Annotated in this window: 26 protein-coding genes; 11 read left to right on the top strand and 15 right to left on the bottom strand. The window is 60.5% G+C overall.

The annotated features are described in order from the left end of the window. The first annotated feature begins 184 nt into the window (after window positions 1–184). Window positions 185–658 carry a VOC family protein gene (locus tag NE851_RS24480; RefSeq protein WP_018242578.1) on the top strand — a complete coding sequence of 158 codons (474 nt, stop codon included), beginning with the start codon at window positions 185–187 and terminating at the stop codon, window positions 656–658. A 100-nt stretch (window positions 659–758) separates the two neighbouring features. Here NE851_RS24480 and NE851_RS24475 read toward each other — a convergent pair whose 3' ends face one another. Continuing rightward, entirely contained in the window at window positions 759–1,160 is a 402-nt protein-coding gene (locus NE851_RS24475; protein WP_028827839.1) for a GFA family protein, read from the bottom strand. A 231-nt stretch (window positions 1,161–1,391) separates the two neighbouring features. Here NE851_RS24475 and NE851_RS24470 point away from each other — a divergent pair, with 231 nt between their 5' ends. Next, on the top strand, window positions 1,392–3,272 hold the full coding sequence (locus tag NE851_RS24470) for an ABC transporter ATP-binding protein (RefSeq protein ID WP_132572268.1): 1,881 nt from the start codon (window positions 1,392–1,394) through the stop codon (window positions 3,270–3,272). A 35-nt stretch (window positions 3,273–3,307) separates the two neighbouring features. Here the strand turns inward: NE851_RS24470 and NE851_RS24465 are convergent, their stop codons facing one another. From NE851_RS24465 to ubiA, 3 genes are all read right to left on the bottom strand, one after another. Then, window positions 3,308–3,922 carry a LysE family translocator gene (locus tag NE851_RS24465; RefSeq protein ID WP_028758944.1) on the bottom strand — a complete coding sequence of 205 codons (615 nt, stop codon included), beginning with the start codon at window positions 3,920–3,922 and terminating at the stop codon, window positions 3,308–3,310. A gap of 154 nt (window positions 3,923–4,076) precedes the next feature. After that, window positions 4,077–4,853, bottom strand: coding sequence for a phosphodiester glycosidase family protein (locus NE851_RS24460; protein ID WP_254958376.1), 777 nt, complete (start codon window positions 4,851–4,853; stop codon window positions 4,077–4,079). A gap of 23 nt (window positions 4,854–4,876) precedes the next feature. Further along, window positions 4,877–5,791 carry a 4-hydroxybenzoate octaprenyltransferase gene (gene ubiA, locus NE851_RS24455; protein WP_132573297.1) on the bottom strand — a complete coding sequence of 305 codons (915 nt, stop codon included), beginning with the start codon at window positions 5,789–5,791 and terminating at the stop codon, window positions 4,877–4,879. Window positions 5,792–5,997: 206 nt separating this feature from the next. Here ubiA and NE851_RS24450 point away from each other — a divergent pair, with 206 nt between their 5' ends. Then, window positions 5,998–6,381 carry a VOC family protein gene (locus tag NE851_RS24450; protein ID WP_254958375.1) on the top strand — a complete coding sequence of 128 codons (384 nt, stop codon included), beginning with the start codon at window positions 5,998–6,000 and terminating at the stop codon, window positions 6,379–6,381. 173 nt (window positions 6,382–6,554) lie between these two features. Here NE851_RS24450 and NE851_RS24445 read toward each other — a convergent pair whose 3' ends face one another. Then, window positions 6,555–6,728 (bottom strand): hypothetical protein, encoded by a 174-nt coding sequence (locus NE851_RS24445; RefSeq protein WP_168333141.1) that lies wholly within the window; start codon window positions 6,726–6,728, stop codon window positions 6,555–6,557. A 246-nt stretch (window positions 6,729–6,974) separates the two neighbouring features. Further along, window positions 6,975–8,186, bottom strand: coding sequence for an argininosuccinate synthase (locus tag NE851_RS24440; protein ID WP_132573295.1), 1,212 nt, complete (start codon window positions 8,184–8,186; stop codon window positions 6,975–6,977). A 128-nt stretch (window positions 8,187–8,314) separates the two neighbouring features. Here NE851_RS24440 and NE851_RS24435 point away from each other — a divergent pair, with 128 nt between their 5' ends. Then, window positions 8,315–8,782: an Lrp/AsnC family transcriptional regulator gene (locus tag NE851_RS24435; protein ID WP_028757501.1), complete on the top strand. Its 468-nt coding sequence runs from the start codon at window positions 8,315–8,317 to the stop codon at window positions 8,780–8,782. A gap of 17 nt (window positions 8,783–8,799) precedes the next feature. On the opposite strand, the gene NE851_RS24430 is transcribed toward NE851_RS24435, so the two are convergent. Together NE851_RS24430 and NE851_RS24425 are read right to left on the bottom strand one after the other, a co-directional pair. Continuing rightward, the gene (locus NE851_RS24430) at window positions 8,800–9,162 is read right to left on the bottom strand and encodes a hypothetical protein (protein WP_254958370.1); all 363 of its coding nucleotides are present in this window, start codon (window positions 9,160–9,162) and stop codon (window positions 8,800–8,802) included. Between the two features lie 117 nt (window positions 9,163–9,279). Beyond that, window positions 9,280–10,119: an SDR family oxidoreductase gene (locus NE851_RS24425; protein WP_254958369.1), complete on the bottom strand. Its 840-nt coding sequence runs from the start codon at window positions 10,117–10,119 to the stop codon at window positions 9,280–9,282. A gap of 131 nt (window positions 10,120–10,250) precedes the next feature. Between NE851_RS24425 and NE851_RS24420 the strand changes: the two genes are divergently transcribed. Then, on the top strand, window positions 10,251–10,628 hold the full coding sequence (locus NE851_RS24420) for a winged helix-turn-helix transcriptional regulator (protein WP_174824442.1): 378 nt from the start codon (window positions 10,251–10,253) through the stop codon (window positions 10,626–10,628). Between the two features lie 48 nt (window positions 10,629–10,676). Beyond that, window positions 10,677–11,486: a class I SAM-dependent methyltransferase gene (locus tag NE851_RS24415; RefSeq protein WP_254958367.1), complete on the top strand. Its 810-nt coding sequence runs from the start codon at window positions 10,677–10,679 to the stop codon at window positions 11,484–11,486. A gap of 16 nt (window positions 11,487–11,502) precedes the next feature. On the opposite strand, the gene NE851_RS24410 is transcribed toward NE851_RS24415, so the two are convergent. Further along, window positions 11,503–12,315 carry a hypothetical protein gene (locus NE851_RS24410; protein WP_254958365.1) on the bottom strand — a complete coding sequence of 271 codons (813 nt, stop codon included), beginning with the start codon at window positions 12,313–12,315 and terminating at the stop codon, window positions 11,503–11,505. A gap of 144 nt (window positions 12,316–12,459) precedes the next feature. On the opposite strand from NE851_RS24410, the gene NE851_RS24405 reads away from it, so the two are divergent. Next, complete coding sequence (locus NE851_RS24405) at window positions 12,460–13,335, top strand: bifunctional helix-turn-helix transcriptional regulator/GNAT family N-acetyltransferase (RefSeq protein WP_029868412.1); 876 nt, start codon at window positions 12,460–12,462, stop codon at window positions 13,333–13,335. 102 nt (window positions 13,336–13,437) lie between these two features. On the opposite strand, the gene NE851_RS24400 is transcribed toward NE851_RS24405, so the two are convergent. Both NE851_RS24400 and NE851_RS24395 read right to left on the bottom strand, forming a co-directional pair. Then, the gene (locus tag NE851_RS24400; RefSeq protein WP_029868413.1) at window positions 13,438–13,641 is read right to left on the bottom strand and encodes a hypothetical protein; all 204 of its coding nucleotides are present in this window, start codon (window positions 13,639–13,641) and stop codon (window positions 13,438–13,440) included. Between the two features lie 200 nt (window positions 13,642–13,841). Beyond that, window positions 13,842–14,483: a dihydrofolate reductase family protein gene (locus NE851_RS24395; RefSeq protein ID WP_029868414.1), complete on the bottom strand. Its 642-nt coding sequence runs from the start codon at window positions 14,481–14,483 to the stop codon at window positions 13,842–13,844. Window positions 14,484–14,573: 90 nt separating this feature from the next. Between NE851_RS24395 and NE851_RS24390 the strand changes: the two genes are divergently transcribed. Beyond that, window positions 14,574–15,095: a winged helix-turn-helix transcriptional regulator gene (locus NE851_RS24390; RefSeq protein ID WP_028827836.1), complete on the top strand. Its 522-nt coding sequence runs from the start codon at window positions 14,574–14,576 to the stop codon at window positions 15,093–15,095. Window positions 15,096–15,110: 15 nt separating this feature from the next. On the opposite strand, the gene NE851_RS24385 is transcribed toward NE851_RS24390, so the two are convergent. From NE851_RS24385 to NE851_RS24375, 3 genes are read right to left on the bottom strand one after another with little or no spacing between them, the layout of a single operon-like run. Continuing rightward, entirely contained in the window at window positions 15,111–15,914 is an 804-nt protein-coding gene (locus tag NE851_RS24385) for an ABC transporter permease (protein WP_028757566.1), read from the bottom strand. A gap of 2 nt (window positions 15,915–15,916) precedes the next feature. Beyond that, window positions 15,917–16,717: an ABC transporter permease gene (locus NE851_RS24380; RefSeq protein WP_028757567.1), complete on the bottom strand. Its 801-nt coding sequence runs from the start codon at window positions 16,715–16,717 to the stop codon at window positions 15,917–15,919. Beyond that, entirely contained in the window at window positions 16,714–17,733 is a 1,020-nt protein-coding gene (locus NE851_RS24375) for an ABC transporter ATP-binding protein (RefSeq protein ID WP_028757568.1), read from the bottom strand. The genes NE851_RS24380 and NE851_RS24375 overlap by 4 nt, the downstream gene beginning before the upstream one ends. A gap of 158 nt (window positions 17,734–17,891) precedes the next feature. Here NE851_RS24375 and NE851_RS24370 point away from each other — a divergent pair, with 158 nt between their 5' ends. Next, window positions 17,892–18,434 carry an NADPH-dependent FMN reductase gene (locus NE851_RS24370; RefSeq protein ID WP_028757569.1) on the top strand — a complete coding sequence of 181 codons (543 nt, stop codon included), beginning with the start codon at window positions 17,892–17,894 and terminating at the stop codon, window positions 18,432–18,434. 19 nt (window positions 18,435–18,453) lie between these two features. Here NE851_RS24370 and NE851_RS24365 read toward each other — a convergent pair whose 3' ends face one another. Further along, window positions 18,454–18,600 (bottom strand): hypothetical protein, encoded by a 147-nt coding sequence (locus tag NE851_RS24365; RefSeq protein WP_164735916.1) that lies wholly within the window; start codon window positions 18,598–18,600, stop codon window positions 18,454–18,456. A 139-nt stretch (window positions 18,601–18,739) separates the two neighbouring features. On the opposite strand from NE851_RS24365, the gene NE851_RS24360 reads away from it, so the two are divergent. Both NE851_RS24360 and NE851_RS24355 read left to right on the top strand, forming a co-directional pair. Beyond that, window positions 18,740–19,411, top strand: coding sequence for a response regulator transcription factor (locus NE851_RS24360; RefSeq protein ID WP_028756072.1), 672 nt, complete (start codon window positions 18,740–18,742; stop codon window positions 19,409–19,411). After that, window positions 19,408–20,757, top strand: coding sequence for a sensor histidine kinase (locus NE851_RS24355; protein ID WP_409527184.1), 1,350 nt, complete (start codon window positions 19,408–19,410; stop codon window positions 20,755–20,757). The genes NE851_RS24360 and NE851_RS24355 overlap by 4 nt, the downstream gene beginning before the upstream one ends. The last annotated feature ends 22 nt before the right edge of the window (window positions 20,758–20,779 follow it).

The following is a 20,779-nucleotide window of genomic DNA, read 5'->3' as shown; positions in this document are numbered from 1 at the left end:
ATAATGACCGCAACTGCTCCGATCCATATGTGCCACGTCTTCTGCTGTCGGCCGAAGCGGGTACTTCGACCATTTTAGCAGCGCTCGGCAGTTGCCCGCGGGAAATCGCTGCCGTGGGCTGGAGAAAGACGGCTTGCCTCTTATTTCAGTTGGAAATGCGAAACGAGGAGCGAGAGAGCACACAATGGCAAAGAACACGATCTGCGTATGGTACGACAAGGATGCTGAGGCTGCCGCCCGCTTCTATGCTGCGACTTTTCCCGACAGTACCGTGGACGCCGTTATTCGTGCACCGGGAGATTATCCCGAGGGTAAGCAGGGAGATGTGCTGGTTGTCGAGTTCACCGTTGCGGGGATTCCCTGCATCGGGTTGAACGGCGGTCCCGCGATCAAACACAACGAGGCCTTCTCCTTTCAGATCGCGACCGACGATCAGGAGGAAACCGATCGCTACTGGAACGCCATCGTCGGCAATGGCGGCCAGGAAAGTGCGTGCGGCTGGTGCAAAGACAAATGGGGGGTGTCCTGGCAGATCACGCCGCGCGTCCTCTCCGAAGCGCTCTCGGCAGGCGGTGGCCAGGCAAAGCGTGCTTTTGACGCGATGATGACCATGAGGAAGATCGACATCGCAGCGATCGAGGCGGCGCGGCGCGGCTGAGAAGCCTATCGCGGAACGATCTTTCGTCAGAGCGCTGCGTCTGGTGCGACCCGGCCGGGTAGCGATTTTCGCAATCGGCCGGTCGACACGAGACAGGCTGTCAGAACCAGAGGTCGCGCACGCAGCGCCCTTTGGAAGGAAGGTCTTCAAACGTGTCCAGGCCGTCGAAATGATCGATCGGCAGGTCCTGAACGAGATCGGCCGGCGCAAGCCGCATGTTGACGGCCATGCGCCGGCGGCCATCCTTTCGAAGCCGCAGGCCGCGCCAGCTCAAGACACAGGCGCAGGATGGGCAGAATAATATTTCTAGAGACGGCTCGTCCCTGTCGGCGCGGGTGTAGGAGGCGGTCTCTCCAGTGAGAGCGATACGCTCTCCTTCGTAATCATAGGCCCACAACGTGCCGTAGCGCCGGCAGAGCGTACAGTTGCACGCGGTGATCGAGCCGGGATCACCTTCGAGTGTCCAGCTCGCCTTGCCGCAATGACATGAGCCCGTCAGCATGATCGCCGGTTCAATCCTGCCCCCTGTTTACGGACGACATCCTGCCGCAATTACGCGATGACCGCAATTGGCGCTTTCAGGCGCCACGTGCTCCTGAAACGGCTTTCACGACACCTTTTGTATCGGGCGTTTTCTGAAATTTCTAATTGAGATCGCGGCCGGAAGATGATTTTCTGCGACCCAGCGTAGCTGAGTCCACGCCTCCTCCCGATTTTTTGATCCGAGTGGCCCATGTCGATTTCAGATGCGATCTATCGTCCCTTCGAAACCTTGATCCGGCCGCTCGATATCCCCTACCGGCCGCTGCCCACGAAGGGACCTGTGGCGGTTCTTTTGCACTTCATCGCGATGTTTCGAGGCGTCATCATCGCTATGGCGGCGAGCTCGATGGCCATCGAAGCAATCAATCTTACGATCATCTGGGGGCTTTCGGTCATTGTCGACGGAGTGACGACGCAGGGTGTCGAACTCTTCGTCGACAGCAAGTTCGGGCTGCTGGCAGTCCTTGCCTTTCTGCTTTTTCCGGTGATGCCCGTTCTTTTCTATATCACCAATATTCTCAACTCGCACACGATCGGCATCAGCCTGCCCGTTGCAATTCAATGGCAGGGGCACAAGGCCGTCGAGCGGCAGGATCTCGCCTTCTTCCATGATCTTTTCGCCGGTCAGGTCGCATCAAGGCTCGGTCAGGTCGCCAATGCCGTTCAGCAACAGATCGTGATCGCGTTCCAGACGGCCCCCCGCTTTCTGCTTCAGATCATCGGGTCGGTGGTTCTTCTGCTCGCGCTCTCCTGGCAGCTTGCGCTGCCGGTCGTCGTCTGGGTTGCCTTCAACGTGCTCTTCACGATCAAGGTCGTTCCGGATTTTACGGAGCGCGCGCGCCGCTCGGCAAAGCAGAACAGCCTCATCTCCGGTGCCCTGACGGACATCTACGGCAACATCCAGATGGTCAAGCAGTTCGCAGCAGAAGATAGCGAGGCGGGTGCGCTGAGAAAGACCATGTCCAAGGGGGTCGACACGCTTCACCACGAACAGCGCATCTACCGGACAACGGAACTCGTCGTCATCAGCCTCAACATGGTGCTCTGGCTCGTCATGCTCAGCATTGGTTTCTGGGGTCTGTTTGACCGATTCCTGACCGTGGGCGATTTCGTTGCAACGGTGTACATCCTCCAGCGCCTTTCGGCCGGGTCTTTCACCTTCCTGCAAATGGGACAGCAGATCTTCCGCGCACTTGGCACGATCAAGGATGCCATGCCGGTCATGACGACACCACCCACCATCACCGACCGGCCGGATGCGACCGAATTGACGGTCAGCCGTGGGGAAATCTGTTTCGAGAATGTCCGATTCGCCTACACCTCCGGCAAGCCTGTTATCGATGACCTGTCGCTGACGGTTCGTGCCGGCGAAAAGGTGGGGCTCGTCGGCCTCTCCGGGGCCGGCAAGACGACGCTGGTGAGCTTGCTCTTACGCTTCTACGACATCGCCGACGGCGCGATCCTGATCGACGGGCAGGACATCCGCACGGTCACGCAGGCAAGCCTTCGCCGCGCCATCGGCGTCATCGCGCAGGACGTCGCGCTGCTGCATCGTTCGGTCGGCGACAATATCCGTTACGGCCGGCCGGAGGCGACGACGGACGAGATCGAAAGGGTGGCGAAGATGGCCAGCGCCGATGCCTTCATAGCCGATCTTTCCGATGGCGAAGGCCGCAGGGGCTATGATGCCTTCGTCGGCGACCGCGGCATCAAACTTTCCGGCGGCCAGCGCCAGCGCGTGGCCATCGCCCGCGTTCTCCTGAAGGACGCGCCGATCCTGGTGCTCGACGAGGCGACTTCCGCCCTCGACAGCGAATCCGAAGCCGCCATCCAGGAAAAGCTGAACCTCGTCATGGAGGGAAAGACGGTGATCGCTATCGCCCACCGCCTGTCGACCATTGCCAGGATGGACCGGATCGTCGTGCTCGATCACGGGCGCATCGTGGAGGAGGGCAGGCCGGATGAACTGGTCGAACGGGACGGCCTGTTTGCCCGCCTATGGAAACGCCAGACCGGCGGCTTCATTCCCGAAGAGATCGACGAACCCTTGGCGGCCTCGCCTGCTGCCTGACCGAGTGGCCGGCCCTCCCGCATGCCGGAATGACATCAGCGAGCCCAGAGCAGGCGGCCGCCGATGAGGATGAGGGCGGCGCCCATCACGCGCTCGATGCCGGCCTTGAACCGCAGGAAGCTGGCGGAAACGCGCGGGTTCGAGAAGAAAAAGGCCAGGCCGCAATACCAGAGAGCCGAGAGCAGGAAGCAGGTCAGGGCAATGACGCAATAGAGCCAGACAGGCGCATGTGCCGGGATGACAAGCGCAAAGATGCTTCCGAAGAAAGCCACTGATTTCGGATTGGTCATGCTGACGACGTAAGCACGGCGCATGGCGGAGCGCCATGTGACCTCAGTCGGTCCGGTCGTCTTCAAGGGCTTGGCCGCGCCGCGGATCATCTTCAGGCCCAGCCAGATCAGATACAGCGCGCCGACCACCTGCAACGTCATATGCAGCCAATCGAAATGGGTCAGCAGAAAGCCGAGGCCTGCCATCGCCATGACGGCCCAGGTCAGGGATGCGATCGCAAGTCCGAGACCCGCAAAGAGGCCGGCCGCGCGCGACACCGTCATGCTGGTGTTGGTGACGATGATGAAATTCGGTCCGGGGCTGACGAGGGAGACGACATAGACGCTGATGAGCAATGCGAGTGAATCGATATATTCCATCCGGCCCTTCCAACTTTGAAATTTGGGAGCCTATGCGAAGCAGGCGGTTTTTGAAAGGCGCGTCATCCTGGACATCATCCATCAGGCATCGGACTGGCAGTGAAAGGTCGACTGAAAGGATCCTCGGCCTGGTAGAAGCCGGCTTTTCCTTGCGCTACTCGACAAACCCGAAGATAGGGCCGTAGCCGCCGTGCCAGGACCAGTCGTTGTAGCCCATGTCCGGATTGTAAAGTCCGACCCCTCGTCCGCCATCGAGAAACAAGGCGTCCCGGCATTTCAGATGGTCGCGGAAGAGCCGTGCGAAATCGTGGAAATTCACCCCGTCTTTGCTGATCGCGAAACGAACCGTGCCGCGCTCGCAGGCTCCGACACCGCTGCGGCGGGTTCGGTCCGTCGAGCCGACGATGAAGATTGGGTTCAGCTTGTCGGCGATAACAAGCATCGGGCCGGACTGGGTGGCGAACCGCACCTTGGGCCGACGCTTCAGAAATTCAGCGGTCGGGAGTATCCCGGCGCCTGCTTCACTCAGAAAGAACACGCCGTTCGGCTTCTTGTAGAAATTCGGCACCTGACCGGCGGAGCTTTCGGCTGGCGTCGTATTGGCGGGGTTCAATTCCCTGCTGTTCTCGACATAAAGTCCCATCGGCGAAAAATCGGCCCGATACATCCCGGCATTGACGGCGAAAACCAGGGTTCGCCCCTCGGCGCGAACAGCTTCGGCAAGGCTTGAAAAAGCGCGGTATGGCGCGCCATCGTCATCCTTCCAGAACAATCGCAGATCGGCTTTGCCCGGTTCCAGCGTGCAGACGACATATTTCGCCTCTTCGAAGGTTTGCTGCTCGCATGGTTGCGCATACGCCTGATGGAGGGATGTCATCGTTGCCGCCAGCGTCACGACCGCGGCGAGCACGCCATGTTTGACGTAGGTCATCGGTGCTAACGTCCTCGAGCTGCTTACCATGTGCCTGAAAACGTCGTGCAAGCGAGCAGCACTCCCGTCAGGATATTCGCCAGGAACAAGCGAAAATTCACGTCCGGGCGGGCAAGGTCGATCCGCCGGGTCTGCCAGCCAAGATGGACAGCGATCACCAGCATTCCGATCGCATAAGGCGGTGACATTTCCAACAGCCAGCCCCCGAGCGACCACGCGCCGACCGCCAAGGCATAGAACAGGCCGATCAAGATCTTGCCATGCCGGCCGAACAGGATTGCCGTCGATTTCAGGCCGAGACGGGTGTCGTCCTTCAGATCGACATAGGCATAGACGGTATCATAGCCAATCTGCCAGGCGATGGCGCCGGCCCACATGAGCATGGCACCAACCGGGATGTGGCCTGCAGCCTCGGCCCATGCCATTAGCATCCCCCAATTGAACGCTGCGCCCAGGACGGCCTGCGGCCAGTGGGTGAAGCGCTTGCAGAGCGGATAGACGAAGACGAGCGGCAGTACACATATCGCAATGAGGCGTGTGTAGGGCGTCAGGAAGAACAGAAGCAAAGCCGCCAGTGCGAGTTCAACGGCCAGGAAGACAAAGGCCGGCAGCGTGGAAATCTCTCCGCTTGCCAAGGGCCGAAAGCGGGTCCGTTCCACATGGCCGTCAAACTTCCGGTCGGCGATGTCGTTGATTGTGGAACCGGCGCTTCTCATCAGAAGAGCGCCGAGGGAAAAGATCGCCAATTGCCTGAGGTCCGGGAGGCCGTTCGATGCCTGAATAAGGGCGGCCCAGCATGGGAAAAGTGTCAGCCATATCCCGACCGGGCGATCCAGCCGCGCCAACCGCGTATATGGCCGCCATGCGGCCGGCAAACGGCGATCCACCCAGTCGCCACGGTGGATATCGCTGAGATCAGGGCGGTCCAAAGTCATCATGATGTGATCCAAATTTCCCGTCGCAGTCATGGGGGTACACCGAGGTTTCATCGCCATCGGCAATGCGCAGAATAGGAATTTTTGCAGACACGGCAATCACCGTCTGCTGCGAGGATCCTTCGCAAAACTGCCCGTAATTGTTCTTGTTATGTTCGTGTGTGCGCGATATGAATTCTGCGTGATCCTGCAGCAGGGAAGGGAAGGTGATGAACGTTTACGCAACCCTCGGCGCAATCGATTTCGCCAAATCGAACGCCTTTTACGATGCCGCTCTGGCAACGATCGGATGGAGCAAACATAAGGAATTTCCTGGATGGCGAGCCTATTCCGAAGGCGGGAAAGGCGAAGGTTTTATTCTGTGGGTCTGCAAGCCCTTCAATGGGGAGCAGGCAAGCGCCGGAAACGGCTCGATGGTTGGTTTCATGGCCCAGTCCCGCGCCGAAGTAGACGCTTTCTACGAAGCTGCGATGAGCAATTCGGGAACGGATGAGGGCGCACCTGGTCTACGTCCGCATTACGGGCCGAACTGGTATTCCGCTTACATGCGTGACCCGGCTGGGAACAAGGTTGCTGTCGTCTACGACGGCTGAGGTCATCCCGATTTCCGCTCTCCGATGTCTCGGAGAATGTTCATATTTCCCCTAACATGGGGATCGGTACCGCAGGCGTCCGACAGGCAAGAAGCGGCGTTGCGTGTGTTCTTCGAGGCGATCCTACGGATCGCCCCTCAGGATGAGGGAGTTGGAGAATGCCGCCCCGATCCCTACCAGGCGGTACGGGCGGTGCCGAGCGCGGTCGTATGAGAGGATGAGACGTGGGCGACGTTGGCTTTGAGCGACACGACGCAATTTCCCGGAACGCTTAGCTTGTGCAACATCAAGTGTTTCAGCAATGTCTCCGGGTCGCGCTTTTCGGTCAGCGGAAATGTCACAGTCATGCGAGTTCTCCAACGAATAAACTGAGCATCCACAAAAAATAATGTCTAAATTCTTTTGCGATGCAACAAGAAAATTTTAACGATAAAATTAAAATCGATTAATTTTCGAGCTGCTGTTTTTAGATCGTTTGAAATTGGGTTCCTCGCTTCTCCGTGGTTTTGACTGCTTCGGCCCCGCCGCGGGGAAAGGTGCCGTAATGTGGGCATTGACCTATCGGCCCATCTGACTGACCTAAGATCGAGCGGTCATCTGCCGTTGCGGGCTGCCCAGCTCCTGAGCCGCAATCCGTTGAGCTTGATGAAGCCTTCGGCATCATGGTGATCGTAGGCGACGGCGCTTTCCTCGAAGGTGACGAGGTCGGCGGAATAGAGTGAGCAAGGGGAGGTGCGAGAGATAACCGAGGCGCTTCCCTTGTAAAGCCTTACCGCCACTTCGCCGCTGACGAAGGCCTGGCTCCGGTCGATCAGGGCCTGCAGCATTTCCCGCTCGGGCGCGAACCAGAAGCCGTTATAGATCAGCTCGGCGTAGCGGGGCATGATCTCATCCTTCAGATGCGCGGCGGCGCGATCGAGCGTGATCGATTCAATGCCGCGATGCGCCGAAAGCAGGATCGTACCTCCCGGCGTCTCGTATATTCCTCTCGACTTCATGCCGATGAAGCGGTTTTCGACCAGATCGAGCCGCCCGACGCCATGCCGGCCGCCCAGTCCGTTGAGTTCGGTCAGCAATGCGGCCGGTGTCATCGCCGTGCCGTTCAGGGAAACCGGATCCCCTGCCTCGAAACCGATGGTGATGATCTCGGGGGCATCGGGAGCATCGACGGGGTCGACCGTGCGCTGATAGATATAATCGGGCGCGACTTGCGCCGGATCTTCGAGAATCTTGCCTTCGGTCGAGGTGTGCAGCAGATTGGCATCGGTCGAGAATGGCGCCTCGCCGCGTTTGTCGCTTGGCACCGGGATCTGATGATTCTCGGCATATTCGAGAAGCTGGGTGCGGGAGCGGATGTTCCATTGGCGCCAGGGAGCAATGACCTTAAGCGACGGATCGAGCGCATTGACGGCCAGTTCGAACCGGATCTGGTCGTTGCCCTTGCCTGTTGCACCGTGGGCAACGGCATCCGCGCCGACTTCCCGGGCTATGCCGACCAGATGCTTGGCGATCAGTGGCCGGGCGATGGAACTGCCGAGCAGATACTGCCCCTCATAGAGCGTGTTGGCCCGCAGCATCGGAAAGACGAAATCGCGGACGAACTCTTCACGCAGATCGAGGATGCGGATGTCCTTGACCCCCGACATCGCAGCCTTGGCTCGCGCCGGCTCGAGCTCCTCGCCCTGGCCGAGATCGGCCGTGAACGTCACGACCTCGCACTCATAGACCTCCTGCAACCATTTGAGAATGATCGATGTATCCAGCCCGCCCGAATAAGCGAGCACGATTTTCTCTATCTTTTTCACCATCAGTCCATCTCCGATTTAATGAGAAGAACGATAGGCCAGTTCGCACGCAATGAGCTTTCAAAGCTTCTTCAAAATTGCAAAAGTTTGGCATATTCTGCCATTCAGAGAACAGCTGGAGCTATGAAATGCCAGGAACGTTGGACCCGATCGATCGCCATATCCTGCGCGTGCTTCAGCGTGACGGGCGTATTTCGAACGTCGATCTGGCGAGGGAGGTCGGGCTGTCGCCTTCGCCGTGCCTGCGACGGGTGCGGCTGCTGGAAGAGGCCGGGATCATCGATCGCTACGTCGCCGTGCTGGACCCTGCCAAGATCGGGGCTGGGCTGACGGTTTTTGCCCGCGTGTGGTTCAAGACCCAGGACGCCGAGGTGACGCTCCGCTTCGGAGAAGCCGTGAGGCGCTTTCCCGAGGTGATGGAATGCTACCTGACCACAGGGGAATGCGATGCCGTGCTTCGGATCGTCACCGCCGATCTGCACAGCTACTGGCGTTTTCAGGCCGACCACCTGACTCGTATTCCGAGCGTGCTCAGCGTCAAGACCGACGTGCCGATGGAAACGCTGAAGCGGAGCTACGAACTGCCGTTGCGATAGGCGTCGTGGCTCGATCCTTATCCCGGGGCGTTCCGCTTCCTTGTCAGCCAGATGAGGCCTGTGACCAGGAGCAGGATCATTACGGCATGGGTGACGTAATCGAGCCTGGTTTGCGGGCCGACGCCGACGGCGATGGTGAAGGCGCCGACGAGAGTGCCGAGGAGGGCGAAGGACTGGGCCGAGATCGCAGCCGCGCGGCTCCACGGTCGGTCAAGGCTGAGCGCGGTCAGGCCGAGAAGGAGGACGGCTGATATCACTGCTTCGGCAATCATCGCCTGCCGGTGTTCATGGCCTTCGAGGACGAGCCCGGCGTGGGTGAGCGAGGCAACGGCATAAAGACAGGTTTCAACCAGGAAGAGGATCTCGATGGCTGGACGCATGGCATGGCTCCCTGGGGAATGTCGTCTGGGGCGGCTGCAGCGGCGATTGCCGGACTTCCTTTTATCATTGCATGGAGGGCAGACGGCGGACACCGCCGTCTGCGACTTTGTTTGCACTTATGCCTTCAGTGCCGCGGCATAATCTGCCGCGTAAGTCTTCAGCGAACGCGGCGCCTTGCCCGTCAGCGTCTCGACATCGCCGGTCACGGCGGCGGTCCAGCCCTGGCGAACCGGATAGAAGATCGAAGCGAGGAAGCTCGCATAGTCGGCCGGCACGCCAGCGCCGGTGAGAATGCCGACGAAGGCTTCGTCCGTGATGGCGTTGTAAGCAACGGGCTTGCCGATGACGTCGGAAAGGATGACGGCGGCCTCAGCGTAGGACAGGGCTTCCGGACCAGTCAGGTTGAACGTCTTGCCGTCGAAGGCTGAGGAGGTGAGGGCGGCCACGGCGCTTGCCGCGATGTCGCGGGCGTCGATGAAGCTCGTCTTGCCCTCAGCCGCCGGAAGCGCGATCTGGCCATGGTCAATGCCGGCCTTCCAGAAGGTGTGAAAATTGTCGGCGAACCAGTTCGGACGCAGGATGACGTAAGGTGTTCCTGATTTCTCCAGGGCGATCTCGACCTGGCGATAGGGGATGGAGTCGTCGGCGTCGACGCCGAAAACGCTCTGGAACACGACCTTTACCTTGCGGCTGGCCGCCGCTTCGATGATGGGCAGCAGCAGACCCTTGGCATCGACATAGCCGGAAGGCAGAAGCACATGGGCGCGGTCGACGCCCTCGAAGGCCGGGCCATGGGTTTCCGGCTTGCCATGGTCGAAGACGACGCCCTCGGCGCCCACCACGGGCTTGCCCGTGCGGGAAGCGGCCTTGACAGCCTCGCCCTTCGCCAGAAGCCCATCCACCACATGCTTGCCGACGGTGCCCGTCGCGCCGAGAACGAGAATCTTGTTGCTCATGTCACTCTCCTTGGTATCAACTAGAAACTATCTTACCATTGGATAGATACAGGTAAATTCGGATTGGAAAAGAGAGCACTTTTTTGTCACCTGGTTTCCTCCGGGAAACCGCTTCGGGAAGGGAAAAGCAGATGACGGCGATGCAACAGGCCTACAACGTCTATGAGGACCGCTGTCCGACGCGGCTGGTGCTGGACCGGCTGGCGGACAAATGGGCGCTGCTCATTCTCGACCGGCTGGAAGGCGGGCCGGTGCGTTTCAACCACATCCGCCGCGATATCAAGGGTATATCGCAGAAGGTTCTGGCCCAGACGCTGCGGAAGCTGGAGCGCAACGGGCTGATCTCTCGCACCATCTTTCCGACCGTGCCGGTGACCGTCGAATATGCGCTGACGCCGCTGGGGCACACCCTGACGGATACCGTTTCCGCTCTTGCCCACTGGGCCGAGAAGAATATGGATGCCATTTTTGCGGCACAACGTGCCTATGACGATACCCACCCCGTTTGATAGCCTGGCTGCCGCATAATTCAAAGGACGCTGTAGATGGAGTCCGCGATGGAAGCGGTAAAGCTCGACCGTCGGTTTGGCCGCGAAGCGTTTGGGAATGATCCTGCCAATTATCACCGCGGGCGGCCGCCTTATCCGCAAGCGACATGGACGGCCTTGCGCGAGCGCGCCGGTCTCAAGGCCGGCATCGACATATTGGAGATCGGCGCCGGTTCAGGCTTGGCGACGAGGACGTTGCTCGGCCACCGGCCGCGCAGGCTCGTTGCCGTCGAGCCTGATGGCCGGTTTGCGGACTACCTTCGCGCCTCGATCGACGACTCTCGTCTTGATATCGTGACGGCTCCTTTGGAGACCGCGGATCTCGAGCCTGCCACCTTCGATCTCGTCGCCGCTGCGACGGCCTTCCATTGGCTTGACCCGATCAATTCGCTGAAAAAGATCCATGATCTGCTTCGGCCGGGCGGAGCCATCGCCCTGTGGTGGAATGTCTTCGGCGATGCCGGCCGGCCGGATGCCTTCCACGACGAAACCCTTCATCTCTTCGCGAATAGCCCGTCCAGCCCGTCGAGCGGCGATGCCGAACGGCTGCCTCACGGGCTGGACGCCGAGGCCCGTGTCGGGGAACTGGCCGCCACTGGCTTCACTGCCGACGCGCCGCAATTTCTCCTGTGGACGCTGACGCTTGATCCGCCAGCCGTTTGCAGGCTTTACGCGACTTTTTCCAACGTGACTGCACTGCCGCCGGTGGAGCGCGGCGCACTGCTCGATGCCCTGGAAGACATCGCCGCATCCAGGTTCGGCGGACACGTCGAACGCAATATGACGACGGCGATCTATACGGCGCGCCGGCATTCTTGACGGGTCGGCGAGAGGATCATTCGACCTGGATGTGAATATGGTCGTCGTGGCGGGCGGCGCGGCAGCCTTGAAAGCGGATATGGTTGTCGGTGATCCCAAGCGCATTCTTGAGATGCGGCTCGATGAAGATCTTCTGCAGGCCGAAGCGCGTCACGCCTTCGCTGGTTAGCCAGCCGATCGCGGCCGATGTGCGCTGCTCCTCGATGCGATAGGCCGGGAACAGAGGCTGCAGCGCATTGAAGTCCCAGCGCGTGGTGAGCCAGTCGTGACGCCCTTCGCATGGCAGTTCGTCGCCGGGGTCTGGCTCTTCGAAGGCGAAATAGCCGATCGGGGAGCGGGTGACGCCATTCAGGAAGGTGCCGGCCGCATCCTTATAATAATAGGCGAAGTCGAGCTTTTTCCCGTCGGCATGCGACAGATGCGGCAGCAGCGGAAAGCCGTTCATGAAGGGGAAATTCGCATCCAGCGCGACGGTGACGGTGCCGGGAAATTGCTGGTCCATATGGGCGGCAAGCGCCTTTGCCAGATCGCGTACGTCTGGGGTGACGTAGTTGCGGTTCAGCAGACAATAGATCGGAGAGCGGACCACGAGCCGGTCCGCGGCACTGGCGACACAGGAGAGGGGAACCCGTCCGAACATCGGTGCGGCAAGGTTCGCGGCGAATGTCGCGCCGGCATAACAAATCAGGAAAATCGCAAGCTTCGCCGGAAATCGCCGTATGTCGAAGATGCGCGATGCGGCGAGAGCGATAAGATAGGCGATGCCGCCGATCTCAGTCAGCAACGTCAGGATGAGGGCGATCAGGAGATGAAGGGCAAAACGGAACACTGAGAGGCCTTGCGGAATGTTGCATTTCCATAGGTGAGGCGATGGTGTTGCGCAAGGTGGCCGTCAGCCGGCGACCGGCCGGAAAATCTGCTCTTTGAGTGCGCAGAATTGACATGATCAATTACCTGACCTAAGTCAGATAATATGGCTTTCGATCCTGTCTCTCGTGTCCGTCGCTTCAACCGTGCCGTCACCTCGGAAGTCGGCGCTCTCGATACCTCTTTCCTCGGACGTGGCCGCCCTTTGGGCGCAGCTCGCGTTCTCAATGCGATCGGCAAGGGCCAATCGGACGTTGCGATGATCCGCGATTATCTCGGTCTCGACTCGGGTCTGATGAGCCGACTGCTGCGCAGTCTGGAAGAGGAGGGGCTCATCGAGACGGTCGCGAACTCAGAGGATGCGCGCCGCCGTATTGTCCGGCTGACCGAAAGCGGCCGTTCCGAGTTTCGGGCTTATGAAGCGCTTTCCAACACGCAGGCTCAGTCTTTTCTGGCACGCCATCGCCGCCCGGAAGAGCTCCTGCGCGCCATGGATATCGTCGCTTCCTCGCTCAGGCGTGACCACATCATTCTCGAGGAGCAAGATCCTCGACACGAGGACGCCAGATATTGTCTGAGTGAATATTACGGCGAACTTGCACGCCGCTTCGAGAAGGGTTTCGATGTCTCGCTTTCTCGCGATCCCGACGCCAAGGATATGATCCGCCCGCACGGCGCGTTCCTGGTGGCCATCTCAGATGGCCTGCCGATCGGCTGTGTCGGATTGAAGGGCAGTGGCGGCGAAGTCGCGGAGATCAAAAGACTCTGGGTCGCCCCCTCCGCGCGTGGCCTCGGGCTGGCAAAACACCTGATGACGGCTGCCGAGACCATCGCCCGCGAGCTGTCCGTCAAGATCCTGCGTCTGGATACGAATAGTGCGCTGCCTGAGGCAACACAGCTTTATCGCGGAACCGGCTGGAACGAGATCGACCGTTTCAACGACGACCCGTACCCTGACACGTTCTTTGAAAAACGTCTTTAGCTAAGCAAATTCGATCGAGCTGTGCGCCCGCCTCGCGCTTCGAGACCCGTCGCAGCGTTGCTCCTTGCATCTCTCCGGGACGGGTTCGATGGATCGATAATCCTACCGGTGATCCAGCTGCTTCGACAGCTCGGTAAAAAGCCTGTTGCGGTCGCTGTTCATCTGGATGAGATCGACGGCGACGGTGATGGCGCGGTGTCCTTCGATGCTGTCGATGTCTAGTTTCCTCTCGCAGCACCATTGCCGAACAGCATCGGTGACAGTGATGATTTCATCATCGTTAAGGGAAATGAGTGACAGGAGCATTTCCGTGCCCTCCATGAAATGGCAAGAGCACGTATGATCTCTCAAGCGGTCTCGCCGATGTCCGATGGGCCGATGCCCTTTATTTTACGCTCATTCGGGAGCAATGCCACAGCTTTCTTAACACGGTTTGGTCTCGGACCTGGGAACGATTCAGGCAGGCGACCGTCAGAGCGGCGCCTGCCAGGATGGTTTCGGCTCGTTTATTTTGCCATCACGATATGGGTGGCGTGTTCGGTCGTCACATGCTCGACGACGCGGAAGCCCAGCGCCGGGAGGTCGATGCCGGTGAACATCGCTTCGCCCTTGCCGAGCACGACCGGCGAGATGGCGAAATGCAATTCGTCGATCAGGCCGGCCTGCAGATATTGGCGGACTGTGCTGACGCCGCCGCCGATTTTCACATCCTTGCCGCCAGCCGCGGCCTTCGCCTTGGCAAGCGCTTCCTCGATGCCGCCGGTGACGAAGTGAAACGTCGTCCCGCCTTCCATGACGATGGGTTCGCGGGGGTGATGTGTCAGGATAAAGGTCGGTGCGTGATAAGGCGGGTTCGGCCCCCACCAGCCTTTCCAGGCGTCATCCGGCCAATCGCCGCGGATGGGGCCGAACATGTTGCGCCCGAGAATGAAGGCGCCGAAATCGGCCATGCCGCGGGCGGCATAATTTTCATCGACGCCTTCAGAACCGCCGTCCTTTCCGATCATCGCGCGGAAGGTGCGGGTGCGGAAAAACCATTCAAACAGTTCCGTTCCCCGCTTGCCCAGCGGATCGCTCAGGCTCTGCTCCGGCCCGGCGCCGAAACCATCCACGGAAAGGGAAAACGCTGCGACACGCACTTTGGTCATGCTTTCCTCCATCTGATTGCTGTTTGAAACTGGTTGCTTTGTTGCATAAGTGATCCTATATTGCAACCAGTTTTTCGAAGGAGAGAATTGGTGGATATCGAACTGCGGTCGGGCTGCCCGATCAACCTGACGATGGAAGTGCTGGGCGATCGGTGGAGCCTCATCATCATCAGGGACATCATGTTTGGCAACCGCCGTCATTTCCGCGAGCTTCTGACCCATTCGGAGGAGGGGATCGCCTCCAACATACTGGCCGCCAGGTTGAAGCGTCTGCTCTCGCTAGGATTCATCAGCAAGCGGGACGATCCGAGCCACAGCCAGAAAGCAATCTACAGCCTGACGGAGCCGGCGATCCAGCTCGTGCCCGTCTTCGCGATGATCGGCGCCTGGGGACGCCGCCATCTGCCGGTGAGCGAGGAACTGAGCATCCGCGCGCAGCTTCTTGAAGAAGGCGGACCGCCGCTTTGGGACGCGTTCATGGAGGATCTCCGGCAGATCCATATCGTCGATCCGATCGGCGGCGCCAATGGCACCTGCACCTCACCGGTGCTGGCGAAGCTGACCGCGGCATTCCTCGAGGTCCGCGCGAGATCGTCGGCGCAGGCGTCCTGACGCCGGCTGGCCCGATCAGCCGCCGGCACCCTGATATTTGCCGGTGGCGTACCGCCAGTGAGCGATTGCCATCAAGACCCAGATCGGCCCGGCCACAAGCGACACCGGCTCGGCCCAGCCCCCGAGGATCGGGATGGGCTTGCCGAGCAGGGCGCCGACGGGAACGGAACTGGTGAGGGCCAGCGGGACTGCGGTTATGAGGATGAGCTGTATGCCGCCAGGAAAAATATTGAGCGGGTAGCGGGTCAACTCCCAAAAGCCGAAGAAGATCGAGAACAAATGGTTGGACCGCACCCAGATCAGCGCGGTGGCGCCGATCATGGTGATGAGCGCACCCGTCAGCAGCGTTGCGCTGACAAGCGCAGCAATGAAGAATGACGCGGACCAGACCGACCAAACGAAGTCGACCGACAGAACTGCCCAGGCCATCAGCGCCGCTGCGAGGATGATGTGACCGGCGTAGCCGATATTGAGGCCGGAAAAGACCAGATAGGCCCAAGGGCTGAAAGGTTTTACCAGCAGCGTGTCGTAAGTGCCGAGCCGCACCAGTTCTTCGAGCTCGCGCAACTGCACGAAGCTCATCGCAGCGCCGAGCGAATAGGCCAGCAGTTGGAAGCTGAACAACAGTGCAAGCTCCGGCCAGGTCCAGCCGCCGAGCGTGTCGAAGCGGGCAAGCAGGATTCCGATGGTGGCGAAGACGCTGCCATAGGAGAGTATCTGCGCAAGACGGTCGAGCCAGAAAGCGCCGCGATATTCCATCTTGGAGCGGACGTGCATCCGCACCAGCAGCGGCAGGACGCGCAGGTGATGCATCAGCATGATCAACCTCCCTGCACGGTGATACGGCTGGAGGCGCGGCGCCACAGCCAAAGGACGCCGGCGAGGAACAAGGCGGCCCAGCCGAGCCCCAGGCCGAGATGAAGCCAGATCTCGGGCGTGGAAAGCCTGCCGAGATAGACGGCATTGGGGTAATAGACGATCCAGGCAAAGGGCAGGTGGCGGGCAATCATGGCCAGAGGTTCGGGGAAGAACCAGAAGGGCACCAGCACGCCTGAGAACAGTTGCAGCAGGGCGCCCAGGATCCAGTCCAGCGAGAAGCTGGTCATCAGCCAGAAAGCGACGAGGCCGAAAAGCGCTGATATCAGGAACAGCAGCGCAAAGGACAGCGCCCAGAAGGCGATGAACATCACGGCATGGAACGGGCTTACGGGCGGCAGCATGCCGTAAAACAAGGCGGTGAAGGCGACGGTCGGGATGACCTGCGTTGCCAGGCGGTAGAGAAAGCTGCCGCATTCGTTGGCGAAGAGATAGAGAGGATAGGACAAGGGCTTGAGTAACCAGATCGCGACATCGCCTGTTTTCAGCGACCGGCCGATCTCGCCGATGATCCTTTCTGGGCGGGTTGCGCCCATCACGGCGCCGCCGAGCAGGGCATAGGTCACCATCTGCTGCAGGGAGACCCCCTCGACCACGATTGCGCCGACGCCGGCATAGGCCGCCTGCCAGATGGCGACACGAGCAAAGACCTGCACGAGTTTGCCGAAGATGTTGGCCCATACTTCGTTGCGGTAGGCGAGTTGCGAATGGAACGAACTGCGCGCAAAGGCGAAATAGGCGCTCATGATGCCCGGGCCTTGGCATTGCTACGCTGGTCGGCGTTGCGGCGCTGGTAGAAGGTGCGGATGACCTCTTCGATGTCGGGCTCGTGCAGCGCCACGTCCTTGAGACCGCGCCCGCTGCCGACCTCCGACAGGATTGCGACCAGCGAGATGTCTTCATGCTCGATGAGATAGTTCTTGCGCAAGCCCTCGTCGCTGACGAGGGCCGCGGTGCGCAACGGCAGCGGTCCAGGGTCGCTGGCAAATTCAAGCGTCAGCCGCCGGGCAGAGCCCAATGCCGCACGCAGGCTCCTCAACTCGCCGTCGAAGATGAGCCTGCTATGATCGACCATGATCAGCCGCGGGCAGATGGTTTCGATGTCCTGAAGGTCATGGGTGGTGAGAATGATGGTGACGCCGCGCTCGCGGTTGATCTCGGCGAGGAAGCGCCGCACCGCATCCTTGGCGACCACATCAAGCCCGATTGTGGGTTCGTCGAGAAAGAGGATCTTGGGATCATGCAGCAGCGACATCACGATCTCGGCGCGCATGCGCTGGCCGAGGCTGAGCTGGCGCACCGCGCGGTCGAGAAAGGGAGTGAGATCGAGCAATTCGCTGAATCGCCGGAGATTGTCCGCGGAGCGGGCGGCTGGGATATCATAGATGCGCTGGTGCAAGGTAAAACTGTCGACCAGCGGCAGATCCCACCACAGCTGGCTGCGCTGGCCAAAAACAACTCCGATCTCGCGCGCATTGTCCATCCGCTTGAGATGCGGCGTGCGTCCGAGCACCGAGAGCGTGCCGGCACTCGGCACCAGAATGCCGGTCATCATTTTGATCATCGTGGATTTGCCGGCGCCATTGGGGCCGAGATAACCAACGGCCTCGCCTGCCGTGATGTCGAAACCAATGTCGGAAACGGCCAGAACTTCGGTATATTCGTTGGTCACCAACGTCTTCAGGGCGCCCAGCAGGCCCGGAAATCTCTTGTGCTGCCGGAAGCGTTTGCTGACGCCCCGTGCCTCGATCAAAGCCGTCATGTGTATTTCCTCGAGGGTAATTCCCGCCGATTCGGCAGCAGTACTCAGGCTAACGCGAGGCTTGGCTAGTTCAAGCAAAAGTCGCTTTTTTGGCGTTACTCAATCGATCCTAGCCTTTTGCGTTGACAGCCATGATCGATCGATTCCTGTTAGGGGCCATGAAGATTCTCGCCATATCCGGCAGCGCCCGGCGCAATTCCACCAATACATCGATGCTGCGGGCGGTGCGCGCCGTTGCGCCAGATGAGACCGAAATTGCGATCTTCGATGGCGTGGGAGGTTTGCCGGTATTTTCGCCCGATCTCGAGGGGGAATTTCTGCCGGCGGCGGTGCGGGATTTCATCGAGGCGATCGCTCAGAGCGACGGGGTGATCATTGCCAGCCCGGAATATGTGCGATCCATCCCCGGCGGGCTGAAGAATGCGATCGACTGGCTGGTATCGGGAGATGAGATCGTCCATAAGCCGATCGCGCTGCTGCACGCATCGCATCGCGGCGACGACATGCTGGCCGGCCTTCGCACGATCCTTGCGACCATCACCGACCGGTTCGCCGGCGATATTTTCCTCCGGCTTCCTCTGATGAAACTGGAGCCGGCCGATGTGCTCAGGACCGTCGAAACCGCGGAGAACCGTTCCAGGGTGCAAGCCTATCTTCAGGCGTTCTCGGCCTATTGCATGGCAGGCAGCGAGACCGCCTGAGGTTCGCTCGCTCGCACGCTCATCGCACCTCCATCAGGAGACCGCTCTCGAAGGCTGCCTTTTCGTGAAGCGTGTGCAGTATCACGAGGGGCGCTGCGAGCAGCGCGGCGAGGAGGAAGGCGGAAAGGAAGTGTCTCGTCAGGAGACGTAGGATAGGTCGGATCATCTTGATCTCCAGCTGCCGCGAATATTCTTTGTGCTGGACTTCAACAATTGCAGCAGCATGACCGGCTGCCTTGCAAGCTCCGCAATGCTGCCGCAACCCTTGTGGCGGACAGAGGGGTGAGCGAGACAATGGACGGGCGATGCGGATACTGTTGATAGAAGACGAGAGGGAGCTGGCCGAGGCGCTGTCGGCGGCGCTCGGCAAACACGGGATCGTCACCGACCACACGATGCATCTGGCCGACGCGGTCGAGCTGACGCGGCAGAACCTCTACGATGCGATCCTGCTCGACCGGCGCCTGCCGGATGGCGAAGGGTTGCGCTTCATTCCGGAATTGAGGCGGACGGGGAAGGAGACGCCGATCATCGTGCTGACGGCGCTGAACGAGCCGAAGGAACGGGTGGAAGGCCTCGATCTCGGTGCCGACGACTACCTCGGCAAGCCGTTTCTGGTCGAGGAGCTGATGGCGCGGTTGCGCGCCGTGCTGCGCCGGCCGCCGAACCTGTCCGATCTCAAGATCGCGGCTGGGCGCATGGTGATCGATCCGCTGCATCTGAGCGTCACGGTCGGCGATACGCCGCTCGATCTGCCCCGGCGAGAACTTCTGGTGCTGGCCGCACTCGCAAGGCGCAAGGAGAAGACCGTGCTCCGCTCGACGCTAGAGGCGGCGGTCTACAATTATGAAGAGGAAATTCAGTCAAACGCCCTCGATGCCCACATATCGCGGCTTCGCAAACGGCTTTCCGACGCAGGAGCCGAGGTTTCGATCCACAATATCCGCGGTGTCGGATATCTGATGAAGGAAGAATGATGGGAGGGGCGGGAAACACCAATCCGTCGCTCTGGTGGCGGCTCAGCTGGCAGCTCAGCCTCGTCTTCGTCGGCGTAGTGACGGCTGTGGTTATCGGGCTCTGCTTCTATGGCGCGACGATCCTTTCTCCGAACGTTGCGCTGGAGGACCATATCACCGCCGCGTTGGCCCCGGCCGTTGCGCTCGATGCCGAAGGACGGCTTGAAATAAGAGATACACCGGAGTTGGACGCGCTCAAGCAGCAGTATGACGGGCTTTGGTATGTTGCGGCGACGACGAACGGTTCTTTCGTGTCCTACGGAACCATCCCTGCAGCCTACGGTGAGCTTGCGCACCTGACCTATCTGTTCGAAGGGGCTGATATCAGGGGATCGGCCGGTACGGACGAGATCGCCTCGGTCGAAAGCGTGGAGACTGCGATCGGCGAGCTACGGGTGCTGTTTGGCGGCGTCGCCGACAAGGGCTGGCCCGTTCTTACTCTTATGGGCGCTGTTTATCCGATCTACGTGCCGCTATTCGCCATTGCCTTGCCCGCGGTTTTTCTCGCCGTTCCCAGAATCGTCAGGCGCGGCCTGGCCAGTGTCAGCGAGGTTGCCCGCAAGGCGTCGGAGATCGAGCCTCGCCGCTACGATGCTCGCCTGCCTCTGGACGGCATTCCGAGGGAAGTCGCTCCGCTGGTGATCGCCTTCAACGAGGCGCTCGACCGACTGGAAAACGAGTTCCGCAAACGGCAACACTTCCTGATCGATGCGGCGCATGAACTGAGGACGCCGATCGCGATCATGCAGACCCGGATCGATGGAACGGCCGAGGGGCAGGACCGCAGGCGGTTGCTCGACGACGTCGCGCGTTTGGCCGAGACGGCGGAACAATTACTCGATTTCGAGCGCAACGACCAGGCGACCGATCTCCATGAGATCGTCGATCTGGTCGAAATCGGCCGCAGCGTCGTGGCCGATCTTGCGCCGCTGGCGATCGGCGCCGGCTATCAGATTTCGTTTCAGAGCGAGGTCGAGAGCCTGAAATGCAAAGGGAGCCCTTCGGCGCTGCCGCGGGCCGTCAGCAACCTCGTGCGCAACGCCATCGACCATGGCGGCGGGAGCGGCATGATCACCGTTTCGGTCTCGGCTGCCGGCCGTGGACGGATCAGCGTCGCCGACGAGGGGCCCGGCATCCCGGCCGAGCACCGCGAGCTGGTGTTCGAACCTTTCTACCGCGTCACCCCGAAGAGCAGGGGGGCAGGGCTCGGCCTCAGCCTCGTCAAGCAGATCTGCTTGAACCATGGCGGCGAGGTCAGCATCGAAAGCAGTTCCGCCGGCACCGAGGTGACGATCCAGCTCGGATAGACCGGCTCTTCCGGCAGCCCAT

It is taken from the genome of Rhizobium anhuiense bv. trifolii, from assembly GCF_024346605.1.
In the GTDB taxonomy this organism is placed as follows: Bacteria; Pseudomonadota; Alphaproteobacteria; order Rhizobiales; family Rhizobiaceae; genus Rhizobium; species Rhizobium anhuiense.
This window is presented reverse-complemented; position numbering and strand designations above follow the sequence as displayed.